The 20,417-nt window shown below is 52.9% G+C and carries 18 protein-coding genes; 13 read left to right on the top strand and 5 right to left on the bottom strand.

Features of this window, described 5'->3' with window-relative positions; translation table 11 throughout:
* From atpB to mgtE, 10 genes are all read left to right on the top strand, one after another.
* Entirely contained in the window at window positions 1-828 is an 828-nt protein-coding gene (gene atpB, locus ACU6TU_RS16925; protein ID WP_447142536.1) for a F0F1 ATP synthase subunit A, read from the top strand.
* A gap of 66 nt (window positions 829-894) precedes the next feature.
* Window positions 895-1,122, top strand: coding sequence for a F0F1 ATP synthase subunit C (gene atpE / locus ACU6TU_RS16920; RefSeq protein ID WP_089701275.1), 228 nt, complete (start codon window positions 895-897; stop codon window positions 1,120-1,122).
* Window positions 1,123-1,201: 79 nt separating this feature from the next.
* The gene (locus ACU6TU_RS16915; RefSeq protein WP_447142535.1) at window positions 1,202-1,672 is read left to right on the top strand and encodes a F0F1 ATP synthase subunit B; all 471 of its coding nucleotides are present in this window, start codon (window positions 1,202-1,204) and stop codon (window positions 1,670-1,672) included.
* Window positions 1,673-1,683: 11 nt separating this feature from the next.
* Window positions 1,684-2,220 carry a F0F1 ATP synthase subunit delta gene (locus ACU6TU_RS16910; RefSeq protein ID WP_447142534.1) on the top strand — a complete coding sequence of 179 codons (537 nt, stop codon included), beginning with the start codon at window positions 1,684-1,686 and terminating at the stop codon, window positions 2,218-2,220.
* Between the two features lie 16 nt (window positions 2,221-2,236).
* A complete protein-coding gene (gene atpA, locus ACU6TU_RS16905) occupies window positions 2,237-3,781 on the top strand; it encodes a F0F1 ATP synthase subunit alpha (RefSeq protein WP_447142533.1) in 1,545 nt (514 codons plus the stop codon).
* Window positions 3,782-3,851: 70 nt separating this feature from the next.
* On the top strand, window positions 3,852-4,736 hold the full coding sequence (gene atpG, locus ACU6TU_RS16900; RefSeq protein WP_447142532.1) for a F0F1 ATP synthase subunit gamma: 885 nt from the start codon (window positions 3,852-3,854) through the stop codon (window positions 4,734-4,736).
* 72 nt (window positions 4,737-4,808) lie between these two features.
* On the top strand, window positions 4,809-6,188 hold the full coding sequence (gene atpD / locus ACU6TU_RS16895) for a F0F1 ATP synthase subunit beta (protein ID WP_447142531.1): 1,380 nt from the start codon (window positions 4,809-4,811) through the stop codon (window positions 6,186-6,188).
* A 24-nt stretch (window positions 6,189-6,212) separates the two neighbouring features.
* Window positions 6,213-6,641 (top strand): F0F1 ATP synthase subunit epsilon, encoded by a 429-nt coding sequence (locus ACU6TU_RS16890; RefSeq protein ID WP_447142530.1) that lies wholly within the window; start codon window positions 6,213-6,215, stop codon window positions 6,639-6,641.
* A gap of 547 nt (window positions 6,642-7,188) precedes the next feature.
* Window positions 7,189-7,689: a type IV pilin protein gene (locus tag ACU6TU_RS16885; protein WP_447142529.1), complete on the top strand. Its 501-nt coding sequence runs from the start codon at window positions 7,189-7,191 to the stop codon at window positions 7,687-7,689.
* Window positions 7,690-8,001: 312 nt separating this feature from the next.
* The gene (mgtE, locus tag ACU6TU_RS16880; RefSeq protein ID WP_447142528.1) at window positions 8,002-9,393 is read left to right on the top strand and encodes a magnesium transporter; all 1,392 of its coding nucleotides are present in this window, start codon (window positions 8,002-8,004) and stop codon (window positions 9,391-9,393) included.
* Between the two features lie 4 nt (window positions 9,394-9,397).
* Here mgtE and ACU6TU_RS16875 read toward each other — a convergent pair whose 3' ends face one another.
* The gene (locus tag ACU6TU_RS16875) at window positions 9,398-10,588 is read right to left on the bottom strand and encodes a cation diffusion facilitator family transporter (RefSeq protein ID WP_447142527.1); all 1,191 of its coding nucleotides are present in this window, start codon (window positions 10,586-10,588) and stop codon (window positions 9,398-9,400) included.
* A 226-nt stretch (window positions 10,589-10,814) separates the two neighbouring features.
* Here ACU6TU_RS16875 and ACU6TU_RS16870 point away from each other — a divergent pair, with 226 nt between their 5' ends.
* From ACU6TU_RS16870 to glmU, 3 genes are read left to right on the top strand one after another with little or no spacing between them, the layout of a single operon-like run.
* Entirely contained in the window at window positions 10,815-11,615 is an 801-nt protein-coding gene (locus ACU6TU_RS16870; RefSeq protein ID WP_447142526.1) for an undecaprenyl-diphosphate phosphatase, read from the top strand.
* 29 nt (window positions 11,616-11,644) lie between these two features.
* On the top strand, window positions 11,645-12,763 hold the full coding sequence (locus tag ACU6TU_RS16865) for an FAD:protein FMN transferase (protein ID WP_447142525.1): 1,119 nt from the start codon (window positions 11,645-11,647) through the stop codon (window positions 12,761-12,763).
* Window position 12,764: 1 nt separating this feature from the next.
* On the top strand, window positions 12,765-14,135 hold the full coding sequence (glmU, locus tag ACU6TU_RS16860; RefSeq protein ID WP_447142524.1) for a bifunctional UDP-N-acetylglucosamine diphosphorylase/glucosamine-1-phosphate N-acetyltransferase GlmU: 1,371 nt from the start codon (window positions 12,765-12,767) through the stop codon (window positions 14,133-14,135).
* Between the two features lie 120 nt (window positions 14,136-14,255).
* On the opposite strand, the gene ACU6TU_RS16855 is transcribed toward glmU, so the two are convergent.
* From ACU6TU_RS16855 to ACU6TU_RS16840, 4 genes are all read right to left on the bottom strand, one after another.
* On the bottom strand, window positions 14,256-15,911 hold the full coding sequence (locus ACU6TU_RS16855) for a CapA family protein (protein WP_447142523.1): 1,656 nt from the start codon (window positions 15,909-15,911) through the stop codon (window positions 14,256-14,258).
* Window positions 15,912-15,992: 81 nt separating this feature from the next.
* A complete protein-coding gene (locus ACU6TU_RS16850) occupies window positions 15,993-17,075 on the bottom strand; it encodes a M14 family metallopeptidase (RefSeq protein ID WP_447142522.1) in 1,083 nt (360 codons plus the stop codon).
* Between the two features lie 45 nt (window positions 17,076-17,120).
* Window positions 17,121-18,416 (bottom strand): MFS transporter, encoded by a 1,296-nt coding sequence (locus ACU6TU_RS16845; protein ID WP_447142521.1) that lies wholly within the window; start codon window positions 18,414-18,416, stop codon window positions 17,121-17,123.
* Between the two features lie 41 nt (window positions 18,417-18,457).
* Window positions 18,458-20,317 (bottom strand): DUF1302 domain-containing protein, encoded by a 1,860-nt coding sequence (locus ACU6TU_RS16840; RefSeq protein WP_447142520.1) that lies wholly within the window; start codon window positions 20,315-20,317, stop codon window positions 18,458-18,460.
* Window positions 20,318-20,417 lie beyond the last annotated feature (100 nt).

The raw sequence follows: 20,417 nt of genomic DNA, 5'->3' as shown, positions 1-20,417 counted from the left end.
ATGGCAGCAGGAAACGAAGTCTCGTCGACTTACTATATCCAGCACCACTTGCAGAACCTGACGTTCGGCAAGCACCCTGAAAACGGCTGGTCACTGGCAAGTTCAGCAGAAGAAGCTCGTGAAATGGGTTTCTGGGCAATTCACCTTGATACCATGGGCTGGTCAATTGCCATGGGGCTTCTGTTTATCTGGCTTTTCCGTAAAGCGGGTAAAGTGGCAACGACAGGTGTTCCTGGTGGTTTGCAGAACGCTGTTGAAATGGTCGTGGAGTTTATTGAAAACCTGACCCGCGCTACCTTCCATGGCAGAAATCCGGTTATTGCGCCCTTGGCGTTGACATTATTTGTCTGGATTCTGTTGATGAATACCCTGAAGATCATTCCGGTCGATTACTTCCCTGAGCTGTTTATGCGGCTTGGTGTCGACTATATGAAAATTGTTCCGACCACAGACCCGAATGCTACCTTAGGGATGGCATTAGGCGTTTTCTGTCTGATTATTTACTACAGCATCAAGGTTAAAGGCATCGGTGGTTTTGCTAAGGAGCTGTCGCTGACACCTTTCAACCATTGGGCGTTGATTCCTTTCAACCTTGTGCTGGAAATCATTGGACTACTGGTTAAACCACTGGGCCTTGGGCTTCGTCTATTCGGTAACATGTTTGCCGGGGAAGTCATCTTCATTCTGATTGCTTTGCTGCCATTCTGGGCAATCTGGTTACTTGATGTTCCATGGGCAATCTTCCATATTCTGGTGGTGACACTGCAGGCCTTCATCTTTACTACCTTATCGGTTGTCTATCTGAGCGCCGCACACGAGCACCATTAAACGAGCAACGCAAACGTTTTCATTAACCCCTAACCTTAATCAAACCTTGAAATCAGGAGTATCATCATGGAAATGGTTTATCTTTCTGCTGCTATCATCATCGGCCTGGGCGCTCTGGCAACCGGTATCGGCTTTGCGCTTCTGGGTGGCAAGCTGCTTGAATCCACTGCCCGTCAGCCGGAAATGGGTGATCAGCTGCAGACCAAGACCTTCATTATGGCGGGTCTGCTGGATGCGGTTCCGATGATTGGTGTTGGTATTGCCATGTACCTGATCTTCGTTGTTGCCGGTTAATTGATGACATGGCCGAGCGGATAACCCGCTCGGTTTTGTTTCACTCCGGTCGCCACGAAACTGTCAGAGGTACATCCCTGTGAATATCAACATGACGCTTATCGGGCAGACGATTGCCTTCGCGATCTTTGTCTGGTTTTGCACAAAGTACGTGTGGCCGCCCATCAGCACAGCGCTCCATGAGCGCCAGAAAAAAATTGCTGATGGTCTGGACGCGGCAAGCCGTGCTTCCCGCGATCTTGAACTGGCGCAGGAACAGGCCGCTCAAACTCTGCGTGAAAGCAAAGAGCAGGCTTCCCAGATTCTGGAACAGGCGAACAAGCGTTCTGCCCAGATTGTTGAAGAAGCTCGCGAACATGCACGTACTGAAGGCGAACGTATAGTCGCCAGTGCCCGTGCTGAAATCGAGCAGGAAACACAACGCGCAAAAGAAGAGTTGCGTGAACAGGTTTCTCATCTCGCGATTATTGGTGCTGAGCGTATTCTGGAAAGCTCTGTCGACGAACAAGCGCACCGCAAGTTGCTTGATGAGCTTGCTGCTGAACTGTAAGGAGGTGAAACATGGCGGAACTACTCACCGTCGCTCGTCCTTACGCTAAGGCGGCGTTTGAATATGCACGTGACAATAGCGCGCTGGATACCTGGTCTGAGGCGCTTGGCTTTCTGGGACAGGCCGTGGTGAATGAAGAAGTTCGCCATTTCCTGAGCAGCCCGAAGCTTGAAAACGCGCAGAAAGTCTCTCTGTTGGTGAGTGTGTTACCCAGCCAGCCGGACGAGGCTTTTGAACGCTTTCTTGCCAATCTGGCACGCCGGAACCGACTTGTTGCGCTGAAGGCTATCGCTGAGCAGTTTGAAAAACTGCGCGCCGAACACGAACAGCGTATCGACGTAACTGTGACGTCAGCCTTTAAGCTCGACAGCAAGCAGAAAACCAAGCTGAAAAACGCGCTTAAAAAACGTCTCAATCGCGAAATCTCTATTACCACTCTAGTGGATAAATCGCTGATTGGCGGCGTTGTCCTACGTGCCGGTGATACCGTTATTGACGGTTCGGTACGTGGACGACTTAACCGCCTTTCTGAAGCGCTGACCACTTGAGTCTGAGGGACATGGCATGCAGCAACTGAATCCTTCCGAGATCAGCGACATCATCAAGCAGCGAATTGCAAAGCTTGACGTCGCATCTGAAGCCCGTAATCAGGGCACCATTGTGGGTGTCTCCGACGGTATCGTGAAAGTTCACGGCCTCGAAGACGCCATGTTTGGTGAAATGATTGAATTTCCCGGCAGTATTTTCGGCATGGTACTTAACCTGGAGCGTGACTCCGTAGGTGCCGTTGTACTGGGCGATTACCTGCAGCTTGAAGAAGGCATGACCGTACAGTGTACCGGTCGTATTCTTGAAGTGCCGGTAGGTCCTGAACTGATTGGCCGCGTTGTCGATGCATTGGGTAACCCGATCGACGGCAAAGGCGAAATTAACGCCAAAATGACTGACGCTGTTGAAAAAGTTGCGCCAGGCGTTATCACCCGTCAATCCGTTGATGAGCCGATTCAAACCGGTCTTAAGTCTATCGACGCCATGGTGCCGATCGGCCGTGGTCAGCGTGAGCTGATCATTGGTGATCGCCAGATCGGTAAATCCGCCATTGCCATTGATGCCATCATCAACCAGAAAGGCAAGGGCGTGACCTGTGTCTACGTTGCCATTGGTCAGAAGCAATCGACCATTGCTAACGTTGTGCGCAAGCTTGAAGAGCACGGTGCGATGGAACATACCATCATCGTCGCTGCTGGCGCTGCGGATCCTGCTCCAATGCAGTTCCTGGCCGCCTACTCTGGCTGCACCATGGGCGAATATTTCCGTGACCGCGGCGAAGACGCGCTGATTGTTTACGATGACCTGTCCAAACAGGCCGTTGCTTATCGTCAGGTATCGCTGCTGTTGCGTCGTCCGCCGGGTCGTGAAGCGTATCCGGGTGACGTCTTTTATCTCCACTCCCGTCTGCTGGAGCGCGCTGCGCGCGTTAATGTCGATTACGTTGAGAAGTTCACCAATGGGGAAGTGAAAGGTAAAACCGGCTCCTTGACCGCGCTACCGATCATTGAAACCCAGGGTGGTGACGTATCCGCCTTCGTTCCGACCAACGTGATCTCAATCACCGATGGTCAGATTTTCCTTGAGACCAACCTGTTTAACTCCGGTATTCGTCCGGCGATTAACGCGGGTCTTTCGGTATCCCGCGTAGGTGGTTCAGCACAAACCACAATCATCAAGAAATTGGGTGGTGGTGTGCGTCTGGCGCTGGCTCAGTACCGTGAGCTGGCAGCGTTCTCTCAGTTTGCCTCTGATCTTGACGAAGCCACGCGTAAGCAGTTGGAACATGGTCAGCGGGTCACTGAGTTGATGAAGCAGAAGCAATACTCACCGATGTCTGTCGCCGATATGGCACTGTCACTGTATGCCGCTAACGAAGGGCATATGGACGACGTGGAAGTTAGCAAAGTACTGGATTTTGAAAGTGCCTTGCACGACTACATGAAGTCAGAGCATGCTGATCTGCTTGACAAAATCAACCAGACGGGCGACTACAACGACGAGATCAAGAGCGGCTTGAAGTCGGGTCTCGAACAGTTCAAGGCGACTCAGACCTGGTAAAGCGTCTGGCTCATCCGTGTGGATGGGCCAGCTTCCTTTTCTGAGAGCCACGAACGAAAGGTAGATCGCTATGGCAGCTGCAAAAGAGATACGCACCCAGATCGGGAGCATTAAAAATACGCAGAAGATCACCAGCGCCATGGAAATGGTGGCTGCATCGAAAATGCGTAAAGCACAAGATCTGATGAAGGCTAGCCAGCCTTACGCCAAGCAGATCCGTAACGTGGTGGCCCATATTGCCGATGCGAATCCTGAGTACAAGCACGACTACATGGTCGAGCGAGACGAAGTGAAACGTGTTGGTTATATCGTGGTCTCCACCGATCGCGGCCTCTGCGGTGGTTTGAACGTTAACCTGTTCAAATCTGTACTGAAAGACGCTGCAAAATGGCGCAACCAGGGGGCAGAACTTGAGTTCTGTGCGCTAGGAAGCAAGGCCGGCAGCTTCTTCAAGAAGTACGGTGGCAAGCTGGTGGCAGCCAAGAGTGGCCTGGGCGAATCGCCCACGGTCGAGAACTTGATTGGTAGCGTCACGGTCATGCTCGAAGCGTATGATTCAGGACGTCTTGACCGCTTGTTCGTGGTGCATAACGAATTCGTTAACACCATGACGCAAAAGCCGGTAACACGTCAGCTTCTTCCGCTTTCCACTGATATTGGTGGTAACGAGCAGGACGACGAAAACGCCCGTCCCGGAAGTTGGGACTACCTGTATGAACCAGATGCAAAGGCGTTACTTGATAACCTGCTGGTTCGATTCATCGAATCTCAGGTCTATCAGGCAGTCGTGGAAAACGGTGCTTGTGAGCAGGCGGCACGCATGATTGCAATGAAGAGCGCCACCGACAACGCGGGCGACCTGATCGACGATCTGGAAATGGTTTATAACAAGGCCCGTCAGGCCGCCATTACCCAGGAAATTTCTGAAATCGTCGGCGGCGCCGCTGCCGTATAACGCCTTGGAAGCTGCCTGGCATAGGCGCTTCCAGCAAAAGGTTTCATTTGCAGGTTTTTGAGAGGAACCAAGATGAGCGGACGTATCGTACAAATCATCGGCGCGGTGATTGACGTAGAGTTTCCGCGGGACTCAGTGCCCAAGGTCTACGACGCGCTGAACGTTTCGGGATCCGAGACGGTTTTAGAAGTCCAGCAGCAGCTGGGTGATGGCGTGGTTCGTACCATTGCCATGGGCTCTACCGAAGGGCTCAAGCGTGGTATCGAAGCCACCAACACAGGCGCAGCAATTTCTGTTCCTGTTGGCAAGGCAACGCTGGGCCGCATCATGAACGTGCTCGGTCAGCCGATTGATGAAGCGGGCGACATCGGTGAAGAAGAGCGTATGCCGATTCACCGTAAAGCGCCTGGCTACGCGGATCAGGCAGCATCTGAAGAGCTGCTGGAAACCGGTATCAAGGTTATCGATCTGGTTTGCCCCTTTGCCAAAGGTGGTAAGGTCGGTCTGTTCGGCGGCGCCGGTGTGGGTAAAACCGTTAACATGATGGAGCTTATCCGTAACATCGCGACCGAGCACAGTGGTTACTCGGTTTTCGCAGGTGTGGGTGAGCGTACCCGTGAAGGTAACGACTTCTATCATGAAATGACCGAATCCAACGTTATCGATAAGGTATCGCTGGTTTATGGTCAGATGAACGAGCCGCCCGGCAACCGCCTGCGTGTAGCGCTGACGGGCCTGACGATTGCGGAAAAATTCCGTGATGAAGGCCGTGATGTTCTGCTGTTCGTCGATAACATCTATCGTTACACCCTGGCGGGGACCGAAGTATCGGCCCTGCTGGGTCGTATGCCATCGGCAGTAGGCTATCAGCCGACGCTGGCAGAAGAGATGGGTGTTCTGCAGGAACGTATCACGTCCACCAAGACAGGCTCCATCACGTCTGTTCAGGCCGTCTACGTACCCGCGGATGACTTGACTGACCCGTCTCCGGCGACGACCTTCTCGCACCTGGACGCAACGGTCGTACTGGCGCGTTCCATTGCTGAGCTGGGTATCTATCCGGCCATCGATCCGCTGGATTCCACCTCACGTCAGCTGGATCCGCTGGTTGTTGGTGAAGAGCACTACGACATAGCACGTGGCGTTCAGGGCGTTCTGCAGCGTTACAAAGAGCTGAAGGATATCATCGCGATTCTGGGTATGGATGAGCTGTCTGATGAAGACAAGCTGGCCGTTTCCCGTGCGCGTAAGATTCAGCGCTTCCTGTCGCAGCCGTTCTTCGTGGCAGAGGTATTCACTGGTTCGCCCGGCAAATACGTATCGCTGAAAGACACGATTCGCGGCTTCCAGGGCATCTTGAACGGTGATTACGACGAGCTACCGGAGCAGGCCTTCTACATGGTCGGCACCATCGAAGAAGCTGTCGAAAAAGCCAACGAGATGCAGAAGTAATCCCGTTCACTAGGGGGATTCGCTATGGCGAATAGCTTCACTTGCAATATCGTCAGTGCCGAAGCATCCATCTTCTCAGGTTCCGTTGAGCAGGTGATTGCATCCGGTGTGATGGGCGACCTCGGCATTTTGCCGGGGCACGCCCCACTGCTGACTGAGCTTCAGCCGGGCCCGATTCGTGTCATCTTTGATGGTGGCAAAGAAGATAACTTCTTTGTGACCGGTGGTTTCATGGAAGTGCAGCCAGATGTCGTGACTATTCTGGCAGATTCGGCCTCTCGTGCTTCGGACCTCAGTGAAGCAGCGGCGGAAGAGGCGCGTCAGCAGGCATTGCGCGATATGAATGATCAATCTGCTGATCTGGATTATACGCGAGCTGCCGCCGAGCTGGCTGAAGCCGTTGCCCAATTGCGTACTATCCAGCAATTGCGTAAAAAGGCAGGCAAAGGGTAAGCCATTTTTTGGTGTGACCTGATGCGGTAATACACGCCCTTTAATCCCTTTACCGGGTTTAAAGGGCGTTTTTGTGTGTCTGTTACTATGGTGCCAATGACTGGCATGAAAATGATGGGTATGAAGATGATAATCAGCTTTGAAATCTTGAGCATTGTGGCATAAGGCCCGCTTCTCACTTTGCTGATAAGTGGTGCTCAGCGTCTGCTGTCCCACCCTCACCTGATGGCCTTTCCAGTGCGTCCTCAACGTTCGCGGTAGTCATGCTTTATTGCTTAAGCTCGCCAGGGCTTCTTTCACCGGGATGGCAGAGCATCCTGAAATGAACGTGCATGGCGAAAGATAATCCTGGATTTAGACGAACGTAAGAAAATTCTCAATAAAATATAGCGAAATTCTTACAGTTGGTATCCGTTTTTTTTGCTAAAGTTAAAAAAAGTAACTTTAGCTGCTGTAATAGAAAGTAAATATTAGCCATGTAAATATTAATTTATTTTAAATTTTATTTATTTAATATATGGAATGCTCATTTAAAGCGGAAAATTCGATGTTTATATTAAAAAGAAAGAGATTTTTTAATAAGCAAAACCTTGGTTTTACGATAATTGAATTATTGTTGGTGTCAGCGATTATTGGCATTCTTGCAGTTATTACAATTCCATATTATTTAGACTACACGCAAAAGGTAACTAATCGCGCATGCCTAACAAATGCACAATCTCTTGCTAATATTGTGAGAATGGAATCAATAATTATTAATAATTCAGGGAGTAATATATCGCCAAATGAAGTCCTGCCTGGTTGGGGTGAGGTTTGTGAGACGTTAGTCGTTGATAACTCCGGCACGGTTAATTGGGCGGCAAATGATTCAGGTGGATTAGGTGATTCAGGTATTATAATTACTGATTTTGATTCATATGTTGAGGCTAATCCTACTGCTACAGGACTTTCCAGCGAGGACATTACAGAAATTGACACAGAATCTCCTCAAAACAAGCCCGGATGGGTCATGAGAGTGCTTAAAAATTTTTTTCTGAATGAAAATTAGAAAATGGAAAGTGAGTTTTAAAATCACCAAGTAGTTGCTGAAGTTGCCTCTCCCACTCCCACTCCCACTCCCACTCCCCCAATGTCAGGATGGGTGTCACACCCTCTGATATGCTTTCTTAGATATTGTTCAGAGTGCCGAAGAAGAGACACTCATGCCTCGTTTTTCAGATGAATGCCGAGTGATCCTGCCCAGTAACAGTGGACGCCTCAAGAATGTAATACGCTACGATGAGGTGAATCATGACAGTTGCTTGCGTTCCAACTGCTCGTACAAAATCTGGTAGGGTAGCGACAAAAAAGGAGGTTTATTATGTCGCTGGATGATAAAAATTTACAGTCGTTCAAGGATGAAATCGTTCAGGCATTGGCTGATCAGACGCTGGACAAGGAAGCTATTGCTGAGCGTTTAAGCGAGGTGCGCTCTGCTGATATCGGCGAAATGCTTGATGTCATGGTTGAGGACGATGACGCCATATCTGCGGCCATCAGTGTGCTTGATGCACTTTCGCCAGAGCGGGCCGCGAATGTGCTCGGCTATCTCGATGGAGATAACCAGCTTGAAATAGTCGGTGGGCTTCAGGACGGCAAGGTACTGACGCTGCTTGAAGAAATGGGCTCAGATGAACGTGCTGACCTGTTTAACCTGCTGGATGAAGACCGTCGTGAAGCCCTGCTCAGGCGAATGGCGCACCGTGAACGGGAAGAACTCAAGCGTCTGGCCAGTTATGAAGAAGGAACGGCGGGCGCCATCATGACCTCTGACTATGTCGCCATAGCCAGTGGCATGACGGTGTCTCAGGCGATGATGCGAGTGCGTCAGACAGCGCCTGATGCAGAAACGGTTTACCAGCTGTATGTGCTGTCGAAAAATGGGCAACTGATCGGCACCATGTCGCTCAGGCAGCTGATGGTAGCGCGTCCTGGTGCGATGGTAGACGACATCATGATCAAGGATGTGATCAGTACACCGGTGGACGAAGAACAGGAAGAAGTGGCGAGGATTGTGGCCCGCTATGACCTGCTAGCCTTGCCGGTGATTGATGCCGATAACCGCATGGTCGGTATTGTCACCCACGATGACGCCATGGACGTTGCTGAATCGGAAGCCACGGAGGATTTCCATAAAGGGATGTCTATCGGTGCGCTGGAAGGCGGCGTTAGCCGAGTACCGCTTTGGAGTCTGTATCGCAAACGGGTGTTCTGGCTGGTTTTACTGGTATTTGCCAACCTGTTTTCCGGTGCCGGGATCGCCTATTTTGAAGATATCATTGCCGCTCAGGTGGCGCTGGTCTTCTTTTTACCGCTGTTGATCGGTTCTGGCGGCAACGCCGGTGCGCAGGCGGCTACCTTGATGGTGCGCGGTATGGCAACCGGTGATGTGGGCGTTAAAGACTGGGGAAAAATGCTCGGCCGGGAACTCTTGGTGGCTGGTTCTCTGGGGCTTACCATGGCCCTTGCCGTTGCCCCCATTGGGGTTTTACGCGGAGGTGAGGCCGTTGCAGTGGTGGTAGCGCTGAGTATGGTGATCATCGTTTTATTTGGCAGCTTGATGGGAATGTGCCTGCCCTTTGTGCTGGAGCGTTTCAAGGTTGACCCTGCCACCGCGTCAGCACCACTGGTTACCACTCTGATTGATGCGTCGGGTGTGCTGATCTATTTCAGCATTGCATCGGCCATTCTGAACACAGTGGTAATTCCCTAACCTGTTAATGAGATGCGCTGCTTGCCGCGCGGGTGATAAACAGGATTTCCACGTTTCCCAGCCATTCCACATCGCTGGCCATCGCTTTTAGCTGGCTGGCAAGGCACTGCGGAGGTTGCTGGACGGTGCCGCCAACAACCAGAGATACCGATATCTTGCCGTCCAGATAGTGAAGCTGAAGTTCGGTCAGCGTGCGCCATACCGGATGCTTGTACCAGCGTTCATTCAGCGTGGCTTCTACTTCCGGGCGTAACGGCAGGCCAGGCAGTCGGCTTGGGTCACCCTGGCCTGCATCATCTTCCGGGTCGATATGAAAAATGACATCGGTTAACGCCGGGAACTGGTCACGCAAACGGCGGCTCACCTCGTTGCCGATCTCGTGGGCTTCAGAGACACTGACTTTGGGGCCCACGACAACATGCAGGTCGACCATAGCCCAGCCCGCTGATTGGCGGGTACGCAGATCATGCACGCTATCCACGCCGGGAACGGTGCAGGCGACGTCGTGCATCTGTTGCTGGGCATCGGTGGGCAGCGCGGTATCCACCAGCTCACGGGCAGACTCCCAGAGTAAATCCCAGCCAACTTTGCCGACCAGTAAGCCCACAATTACGGCTGCCACGGCGTCCAGCCAACCCAGCCCGAACTGCGCCCCGACCAAAGCGACCAACACAACAGCGGTGGAAAGCGCATCACTGCGTGAATGCCAGGCATTGGCCTCAAGCAGTTTGGATTGCACCCGTTTGGCCACTTTCATGGTGTAGCGGAAAATCCATTCTTTACCCACGAGCGCCAACGCGGTGATGGCGATGGCCATCAATCCGGGGGCATTGATCTGGGTGCCACTCAGTAGGCGCTGAATGCTCGACCAGGCAATACCCCCGGCAACAAAGATCAGCACACTGCCTAATAGCAGCGTCGTCAGGGTTTCGATACGGCCATGGCCATAATGGTGATCTTTATCCGGCCCCTGGCGTCCATAATGAATCGCGGCGAGAACAAAACCGTCAGTTACCAGGTCAGACAGGGAGTGAATGCCATCTGCGACCAACGCTGCTGATCCGACCAACAGGCCGACGATAACCTTGACGGCACTTAATACGGCATCCAGCCAGGCGCCCACGATAGTGACGCGCTTGGCTTCGCGGCTCTGAATATCGTGATCCTGGGAAGAAAAATCAGCGTTGGACGACATACGTCACCTTGTAGGCTGAGAGGCGATGGAGGCCGCATTGTAGCGCACTGTCTCTCAAACCTCATGCTTGAAATAGATAGGCCGCTAAAGGCGGGAACGGACAATTTTAGCGAGGGCGTGTATCCTTGGGCGCTATCTGTCCTGTAAGGCAAATACTTCACTGGATGGTGCATAAGCCCCGGGGCATTATCAACCTTAAGGTTTCCATTATACAGGCAAGGTTTCAATGGATTGGTTACAGATTACGTTATTGGCAATAGTCCAGGGATTGACAGAATTTCTGCCGATCTCAAGTTCCGCACATCTGATTCTGGTACCGGTACTGACCACTTGGGAAGATCAGGGGCTCGCCTTTGATGTGGCACTGCATTTGGGCAGCCTCTCGGCTGTGGTGATATATTTTCGGCGCGAAATTTTTTCCATGATCGAGAGTAGCTTAAAGGCCCTGCGTGGCAAAGGAGTGGATCGGGACGCCATGTTGGCGCTGTGGGTGACGCTTGCCACGTTACCGGTGTGTGCCATTGGTTTTGTTCTGCATGATGTTATCTCAGGCTATATGCGTTCTACCCTGATTATCAGTCTTAGCCTGATCGTGTTTGGTCTGTTGCTGGGCTATGCCGACTGGAAACAGCGGGGTACACGCAGTGAATACCAGCTTGGTCTTAAAGACGCTGTGATCATTGGGTTTGCTCAGGCGCTGGCGTTGATCCCCGGTACCTCACGCTCGGGGATCACTATTACCGCCGCGCTGATGCTGGGAATGAACCGCGAGGCCGCCGCACGATTCTCCTTTCTGTTGTCGATTCCGGTGATTGTACTCGCTGGAGGACTGGAGGCGATAAACCTCGCAGGTCAGCCGGAGGCCATGGACTGGAATGCCATGATCATGGGGACCTTGCTATCCGGTATCAGCGCCTATGTGTGTATTCATTTCTTTCTTGCCTTCATTCGTAAGATAGGGATGCAGCCATTTGTGATCTATCGTGTGTTATTTGGGGTCTGGTTACTGTGGTTTTTCCACTTTTAACCCCGCGGATCTGATGTAAGGAAACTAAAATGAAGGTGAATACGCGTTTACTAAAATTTTCGGGGGTACTGTTTATTGCCCTCGGCGGATTAGTGGGATGTTCAGAAAATGATCGACCGCTGGACTCCCCGGTCCACTTTGAAGGCAGTATTTTTGGCACATTTTACCAGGTTACCATTGTTGACCCTCTAACCCAGGGCGAAGCGAATACCTTGGAAGAAGGATTTTTGGCAGAGCTTGACGATGTGGATCATGCAATGTCGACTTACCGAGATGATTCGGAACTCATGGCGTTCAATGAGGCGCCGCTCAACGAATGGCAGCCGCTTTCCAATGAGTTGATTGACGTTCTGGCGATTAGCCGTTCGGTGTCGGAGGCAAGTCATGGCGCCTTTGATATCACCGTGGGTGACTTGGTCAACTTATGGAGTTTTGGCCCCGAAGCACGCCCTGAAGAAGTGCCTTCAGACGCCGAGCTAGAAGCGCGAATGGCCACCATTGGCTATGATGCGGTTGAAGTGGATACCCAGCGTATGCAGGCGCAGCGCGTTCGCGATGTCTTTGCTGATCTCTCGGGTGTCGCCAAGGGGCATGGGACTGACCGTGTGGGTGCGTATCTTGATCAGCAAGGAATCGAAAATTATCTGGTCAATATTGGTGGTGAACTGTTGGCTCTTGGCCACCGAAACCTGGAAGAACAAACGCCGTGGCGTGTGGGGATTGAGGTACCACGTAATGGCGTGCCGGAAGCCCAGCATGTGATACCCCTTGAGAATATGTCGGTCGCAACCTCGGGTAATTATCGCAACTACTTTGAAGTCGATGGAGAACGTTTTTCCCATACTATCGACCCGCGTACTGGTCGGCCAGTGAAGCATCAGTTAGCGTCGGTTTCGGTATTCCACCCCTCGAATACCTGGGCAGACGCTTGGTCCACGGCTATTTCGGTAGCGGGTAGCGAGGAGGGCATGCAGCTGGCGATAGAAAATGATCTTAATGTACTGTTGTTGATTCGCGAGGATGACCAATGGAAAAGCCTCGCCAGCCCCGGATTCGCAGCGACTTTCGGTGAAACCCTGTTGGATGAGCTAGCTATTGACGTGGCGCTGCCGGCGCCCGATGTCACTGACGCCCAAACGGAGAAATAAGATGCTCAACGAGCTTGATGTCGTAATTCTTGCCGCCGGCAAAGGCACACGTATGCGTTCGCAAACCCCTAAGGTGTTACACACCCTGGCGGGTAAACCGATGGTCAACCACGTGCTGGAAACCGCGCAGTTACTCAATCCGCAACGTACGCATGTGGTGATTGGCCACGGTGCCGAACAGCTGCGTGATGCACTGAACGACTGTGCGGTATCGTTTGCCGTGCAGGAAGAGCAGAAAGGTACCGGCCATGCCGTGGCTCAGGCGCAATCCAAATTAGGTAGCGGCCATGTGCTGGTGCTGTATGGCGATGTGCCCATGATTCGCCGGGAGTCACTGACGGCGCTTCTCAGCCAGGTGAATGAGCAGAACATGGGGTTACTGACCGTGACGCTGGAAGACCCTTCCGGCTACGGACGTATTGTGCGCAATAACGCTGGAGAGGCAGTCGCTATCGTTGAGCAGAAAGATGCCAGTGACGAGCAGCTGGCCATCACCGAGTGCAACACTGGCATCATGGCGATGACCAGTGCGCAGCTTAAGCGTTGGCTGCCTCAGCTTTCGGCGGAAAATGCCCAGGGTGAGTACTATTTGACTGATGTGATCGCCATGGCAGCCAACGAAGGCATCAAAGTATGTACGGCCCAACCCGCCAGTGCGGTTGAAGTGGAAGGTGTCAATAACCGTTCACAGATGGCTCGCTTGGAGCGCGCGTATCAGCGGCAGAAAGCGGAAGCTTTAATGGCGCAGGGCGTTGCGCTGGCCGACCCGGCTCGCATTGATGTGCGTGGTACCCTGACCTGTGGGCACGATGTGTTTATCGATGTGGGCTGCGTATTTGAAGGTGACGTAACGCTGGGTGAAGGCGTGCAGATTGGCCCTTACTGTGTGATTAGAAACAGCACCATTGGCGCTGAAAGCGTGATTGACAGCCATAGTGTCATCGACACAACGGTAGCCGCTGGGTTAAACCAAGTTGGCCCCTTTGCACGGCTACGCCCCGGTACACGCCTGGCGGTAAAAGCCAAGGTTGGCAATTTTGTGGAAACCAAAAATGCCGATGTGGGGGAAGGCAGTAAGATCAATCATTTAAGCTATGTTGGCGATGCGCATTTAGGGCGTGATGTGAATGTTGGTGCGGGCACCATCACCTGCAATTACGATGGTGTTAACAAGCATCTCACCACGATTGACGATAACGCTTTCATCGGCTCGAATACCGCCCTGGTGGCGCCGGTGACCGTCGGAAAGGGGGCAACGGTGGGTGCCGGGTCAACGATTGCCAAGGATGTTACTGATAACGCCCTGGCAGTGACCCGCAGCCGTCAGCTGGAAAAGCTGGATTGGCCGCGCCCGGTTAAAAAAGCCAAATAAATCGGCAATTGGCGGCGTCAGTTCTCCACATAAAAATGCCCTGGCGGTTAGATATATGTCCTACCGTCAGGGCAATATGCGAGCATACCAATCAGTATTGCCGTTAAATCTGCCTACCTATTAACGCGTACCGAGCCCGGAAAGCGGCGAGAGAATATCCTTCCACACCTTTTCTTCCAAATGCGGCAACTGACTTTTCTCCAACTCAGTCAGGCCGTACCCATCCGGGTTTCTTAGAACGTCATCGAACTTGACGATACGGCAGTCGTAGCGACTACTGTTAAGCTTCTCATTTACTATATAGATAGGTAGGGCCTGAAGGTTCGTCAGCTCGAGCCTGGGTTCTTCGAATGCAGTGTGTGATGTAAACCTTTTAATATCGAATTTCACAATATAAGCAAGCTTTGAATTGCGGCTTTCCGGGTGATAGCTGACGAAGTCACCTAATGCGTAGACTACCAACGCATCCTGCTGGCCTTTACGCGGAACAAGCTCTGCTGGCTGGCTGACATGGGCGTGATTGCCAAGAATGGTATCAACGCCGCAGTCAATCACCTTATGGGCGGCCTCCCTGATATTGACGTGAGGGTACATCTCGAACTCCCACCCCCAGTGGCAGTAAGCAATAATCCATTCTGCACCCTTCGCTTTCGCCGCTGCCACCTGCTTTTTGATCAGCGAATAATCGGGGGCTGGGTCAGCATCGTTAAAGCGAACGACATTCACCAGATAGGGTCTGTCGGCGGGAATAAATTTTTCGTAGCCATTGAGGTCGAAGGTGTACGCCAGCAAGGCGACTTTGACGCCGCCTTTATCTACTACGACAACATCATCCTGCTCGGCTTGGCTCTTGGCGGTGCCCGAATAGTAGGCCCCCGAGTTTTCAAGAACCTCCAGTGTTTTCTCTACTCCGCTGACACACCAGTCCATGGCGTGGTTGGTTGCCGTGCTGAAGTAGTTGATTTTCGCTTCATAGCGGAATTTATCAAACATCTCCTGGGAGGTATTCATGCGAGCCGGTTGACCAGGCGCTTGCACGCGCCCCACGGGACTACTCTTATCAACGGTGGATTCCAGGTTGGCGCTGACAATGTCGGCGGTACTGTAGAAATCGGTTATTTCATCAAACAGGTGTGGCGTGTTTTCCGGCGTCAGAACGTCGACGGCAAGCAGGTCTCCCGCGCATGAAACAGAGACATGTGAATTGACGCCTTCTAGATCTTTGATCGTCGGATAGTCAGGAACCTGAGACGCAAAGAAGTCCTCTAGCGCTGACCCTTTCTCGGCTACTTCAAGCTGATTGAACCAGTAGCGGTAAAGCCACTTAAGTTTCTGGAAGGGATTGCCCGAAATATCGTACACACCCGTTTCAGGCTGCGGGTAATGGAATTCGTCGTAGAAAATATAGCTTGTCAGGAGAAGCGTCTGTCTAGCGATGTCGCGGAGAGTGGGGGGGACTCCAAACCCAGGGTCCAGAGGAAATTTATCAAGCAGATTCTCTCCATTTAATGCCTCAGGGTCAGCCAGTACTGGCTGAAGCATTGCCAAGACCTGCATGGGGCCCATTGCTACAATCCACTCACATAACGCACGAAAATATTTCTCCTCTTCAGAGCTGATGGTTTCGGGCATCTCCAGTTCGCCACTTGCTACGCCTTGCAGTGTTGCGGTTACCTCTTCTTTACTTTCCTCAAGGTAATTCTTAAGCATCAGCAGGATTTCTTTAATGTCTTCTTCATTGTCTTTATATTTTTTATATATTTCATGTGCTTTCATCACAACATCCTTTGTTGCTTTAGAGTTTTTTCACAGGTGAGCAGCCGTTCTAAATGAACGTGGATGTGCTTATCTAAAGGGCTATTGCGTGAGGAGCCCACGCCGAGTCAGTTCTGTCACTTCCCTGGCCTGCTCCAGTACTTGCTGCTTCCACTCAGTGGTATCGATGTAGAACGCATCGCGCAGCTGGCGCTTGATCCTCAAACGTTGGGCATCCTCGACGCCGGGGTGATTCTGCAACCATTGGTCGGCGCGTAGTGCCTTGAGCACGGCGGGGCCGGGTTTGGTGCCATACTCCAGCGTCATCCCGTTGTATTCAGCCTGTGGGCACTCCTCCATCACGGCCAAGTCCAGGGTGCCGTTGAGTACAGCGGATGAAGAGCTGCCATCCACACTGGTGGTGACTTCATCACCCCACCAGCGACGCGCCCGCGCGATATCGTCGGGGGTGTTGCGCCCTTTATAGATGCGTTCCCCCACTCCGCAGGGGCCAAGTCCGGTGTGCACATCAATCCAACCAATGCGCTGGCAGTGCCCACCCAGGCGGCGCAGAATCTGGCGCACCTGTTGATTGCTCCAGGTGGCTTCGGTGCCAGCGAAGAACAGGCCGTCAGGATGACTGTGTTGGCCGCGGGTGATGGCTGTCTGTAGTGCTTTCTTGCCGTGACGCAATGCATAGCCCACCAGGCCAAGGGTGCTTAACAGGGTGGGAGGTTGCTGCTGCGGGAGAAGTAATGAAGCAATGGAGCGGTAATCGGGGTTGTCGGGCAGCGGTTGGCCAAAGTCAATAAAGTTACGGTTGAGATCGACATTGTCTTCATTGACCCGGCGCAGCCAGGAAAAGCCGTAGGGGTTGATCGCATGCAGAAAAAGTACGGCCAGATCCTGATGACGACAGCGCTCCATCCAGTCGCTGTTGCGCAGATGGTCTACCTGAATGGCCGAGCCGCAGAAGCCCTCTACCCCATGAACACCACTGCTCAGTACCAGCAGGTTAGCGGCTGTCGGTGACCCTGATAGCGCCACATCAAGGGCCAGTTGCTCGCCCTCGCTACCAGTTAATGGATGAGGATGAGACTCAACCTCCAGGCCTGCGTCCGCGCAAGCATTGAGAAACTTTTGCCGCGCCGCCGTGTAGCTTTGTGAGAAGCTGGATACGTCCATCAAGGGGTTCCTGTTAATAAATGGTGGCAAGTTGAAATCACTTGATCAAGCCTGGCGGGCAGACGGTGATTCGATGGGAGAAGGCGTGTTGTCATTAAGCTCACGGCGGCTGCGTTCGGGGTCGATCAAGGCGAGACCGATTAAGGTGAAGGCCAGAAGGAGAATGCCGAATAACCCGATGGCCATTTCGAAACCAGCCGCCAGATCACCGTTCTGCCAGCTGATCGCCTGGCCGACTACGAGTGGGGCAAGCATGCCGGAACTGGTCAGCAGGGCGATATGAATGGCGAGCATGCTGCCGCGCTGCCGGGCCGGGACGATGAAAGCGACAATGCTGAAGCCAAAGGCTGACAGCAGGTTAAGCAGGATGCTTCCAGTAAGAAACAGCCCTAGCGTGACGGCCAGGCTGGTTGCCGTATAACCCATGGTGATATAGGCAGCAGCAGCGATCAGGCAGGCCACTAGCGGTGGAATCACCATGGCATTACGCACGCTGGCGCCGCGTTTCAAGGCGCGTTGCGACAGGCTGGAAACCAGTAAATTAATGAAGATCACGCCTAAGGTAGTGGCCAGCACCAGGTAACCGGATTGCAGAGGTGTCATCCCCAGGCCTCTCTGTAGGTAGGTTGGCAACCAGCTATAGAGCAGCGCGTTGGGCAGGTAGCTGCAGAAAGCGACCATGGTGATACATATAAAGGTACGATTGAGCAGCAGTTGGCGGTAGGGAAGGGCGGGAATGATGCCACCATCAGAATCTGTTGCATCGTCATGCTGGCCTTCACGGCCATACAGTTGCCACAGTACCAGCCAGATAAGGCCGATACCGGCGATAATGAAATACCCCGTGCGCCAGCCGTATTGCTCAATAATGGGAGGCAGCGCAAGCGCACCCGCGATGGCGCCAAGCATAATGGCAACCTGAATCAGCGCTGCGGGCAGTACCCGTTCGCGTGGTACGTACCATTTGAAGCAGGCGTGCTGAGTCACCGCTGTGCTGGGGCCACAGCCGATACCTAGCAGCATTCGGCTGGCAAGAAGGGTGAAAAAACTGGTGGAGAGCGCCGCGAGCAACTGAGCCGTCATGGATACAACCGACATCCCGGTGAGTATCCAGCGGCTCGACATACGGTTGGCAAGAAACCCCACCACGACGCCAGAGATCGAATAGAGGAAAAAGAACGCGCTACTGATCAAGCCAAACTGTTCAGGTGTCAGTTCCAGTTCGTCGATAATCTGAGGGCCAGCAAACGCGAAGATAGTTTTTTCCAACACGGTAATAGTGACCACTGCCATCAGTAGTGCAACGATCAGTAAGCGCCGTTTATCGGAAGTAGGGTGCATGATTATGGCCTTTTTATAGTGTTGGTTAGCAGTGTCTGGTATTAGAAGCGAACGCCGACACTGGCCTGGAACATGCTTCGGTCTGCGACGAGGTTGTAATCACCACCGCCGGTTCTCAGATAGCTGATATCAAAGAGGTAATGTTCCTGAAAGACCCCTTCCAATCCGAAGATGGCTCCGTAGCGACCTTCGGAAAAGACTCTGTCGTAGGAATACCCTTTAACGTCATAACCAAGTGATAACGACGGGGTCAGGTTGAGAGCTGGCAATACATTGGTATATTCGCTGGCCAGCTTGAAACGGGTTCCCCAGGAAAACGGCGTGTCAAACCCCTCCACGGCACACTTTTCGGCGGAGCCTGTGCACGCCGCATAGCTGTCATGGGCGGCGGTACCGAAGCCGGGTCGCCCATAACGGCGCTCGTCGGTGCTGGGCAGGCCATGCACGTATTTCATGCCCACTTCTGCCGACAGTTTCATTTCGCCGCCTAATACGTTCCCCAATGGGTGGCTGGCGCCGAGGTTAAGCTGGCTGACGCGGAAACGATCGTAACCGGGGGCGACATAGCCCGTCGGGGTGCTGGCGAGCTCGCCCAGAGGGCCGGTGCCACTGAGCAGGCCGGTGACGAAATCTGACCCGTTCCAGGCAATGGGTTGGTTCGGGCGAACGCTATATTCCGCATAAATCCCCGTACCCGCCGGAAGCCGCGTTTTGAAGTTAACGGCAACCATATCGATGTCGGTCGGGAAGGCGCGCTCGTAAACGGCCGAGATGCCGGTGGGTTCCGCCTGCCCCAGGTTGGCAGCGGCGGGCGTCAGTACCCCAGGTCCTGTGCGAACGACGTGGGTGAGTGGGTTTCGGCTGGTGTAATTGGCGTAATAAAGGCCGAATAGCCCGACGTCTTCCCATAAATAATGCAGGCCGATACCGAACTGATTGTCATCCGGGTAACGGTCTGGGCCACGTGTCACATGATCCAGAGGGTTGGTAATGGCCTGACCGTCAGTGGTACGAATTCGCTGACCTGCGAGCGCGCTTAATACGCTTCCGTTAAGCGTTAATTTATCGCAGCCGGGTTGGGCGTAATCGCTGGTCGAGAGGAAGGTGCCGCAGCCAGGTAGGACATCAGGACGGAAATCAAACTGCGTGAAAGCATCAACTTTCAGGTTGTCGGTCAGGGTCAGTTTGGCATAAAGCGATGGCATCGCGATGGTACGGGCTTCAGCAATTGAGCTTGATCGGCGTACGGCGGCGATATCAAAGGCGTTGACGGTATGCAGGCCACCCGCGATGGTGGTGGGCGTTACCCAAGGAATCGACTGGTTGCCAAGGCGGACATGAAGATCATGGCCTGCCGGTTGGAAGTCACTGTAGACATACGCATCATCGATGACCGCATTGGAAAACCGTCCCAGAGAGACGAACCCATCGTCGCTGAGAGGCTCGCCCGAACGATACCCGTTGTTGACGCTACCATGGGGAACATCATTGTGCTTTTGTGCGTAGTCATACCAGCCCTTTGCACTCACCAGAACACCGACATTACCGTGACTAAGGTCGGCTTGCAGATAAGCATCCGCTGATGTCGATACCGCGTCGCCGCGTTCGTAATTGAGGTTACCGTCACTGACGATACCCATGCCATTTTCAGGACTTGAAAGACGTTGGCTTGGGTTATCCGCTCGCCGAATGGTGCCTATAGATAGCGCTCCCTTCACGTTCAGGCGCGTATCGTCCTGCTGCCATTCGATACCCTCACCCAGCCCGGACTCAAGATCGCCGAAAACCAGTTCTCCGGCAATGACCGGTGCCGCCATACCTGCGCTGAGTAACGAGGAAGTCAGCCCGACGACGACCGGTTTGCTGACCATTTCCCACGTGTTATTTATTTTAGTTTTCACTGATAATCACCTTTCTAATATTTATCTCAGGTGATTTCAGTCTAGCGCTGAAGTTGCTATGTTGATGAGGCAAATGCCGACAGCAATAAAGCTGATATCG

The organism is Halomonas sp. LS-001 (assembly GCF_052983955.1).
This window is presented reverse-complemented; position numbering and strand designations above follow the sequence as displayed.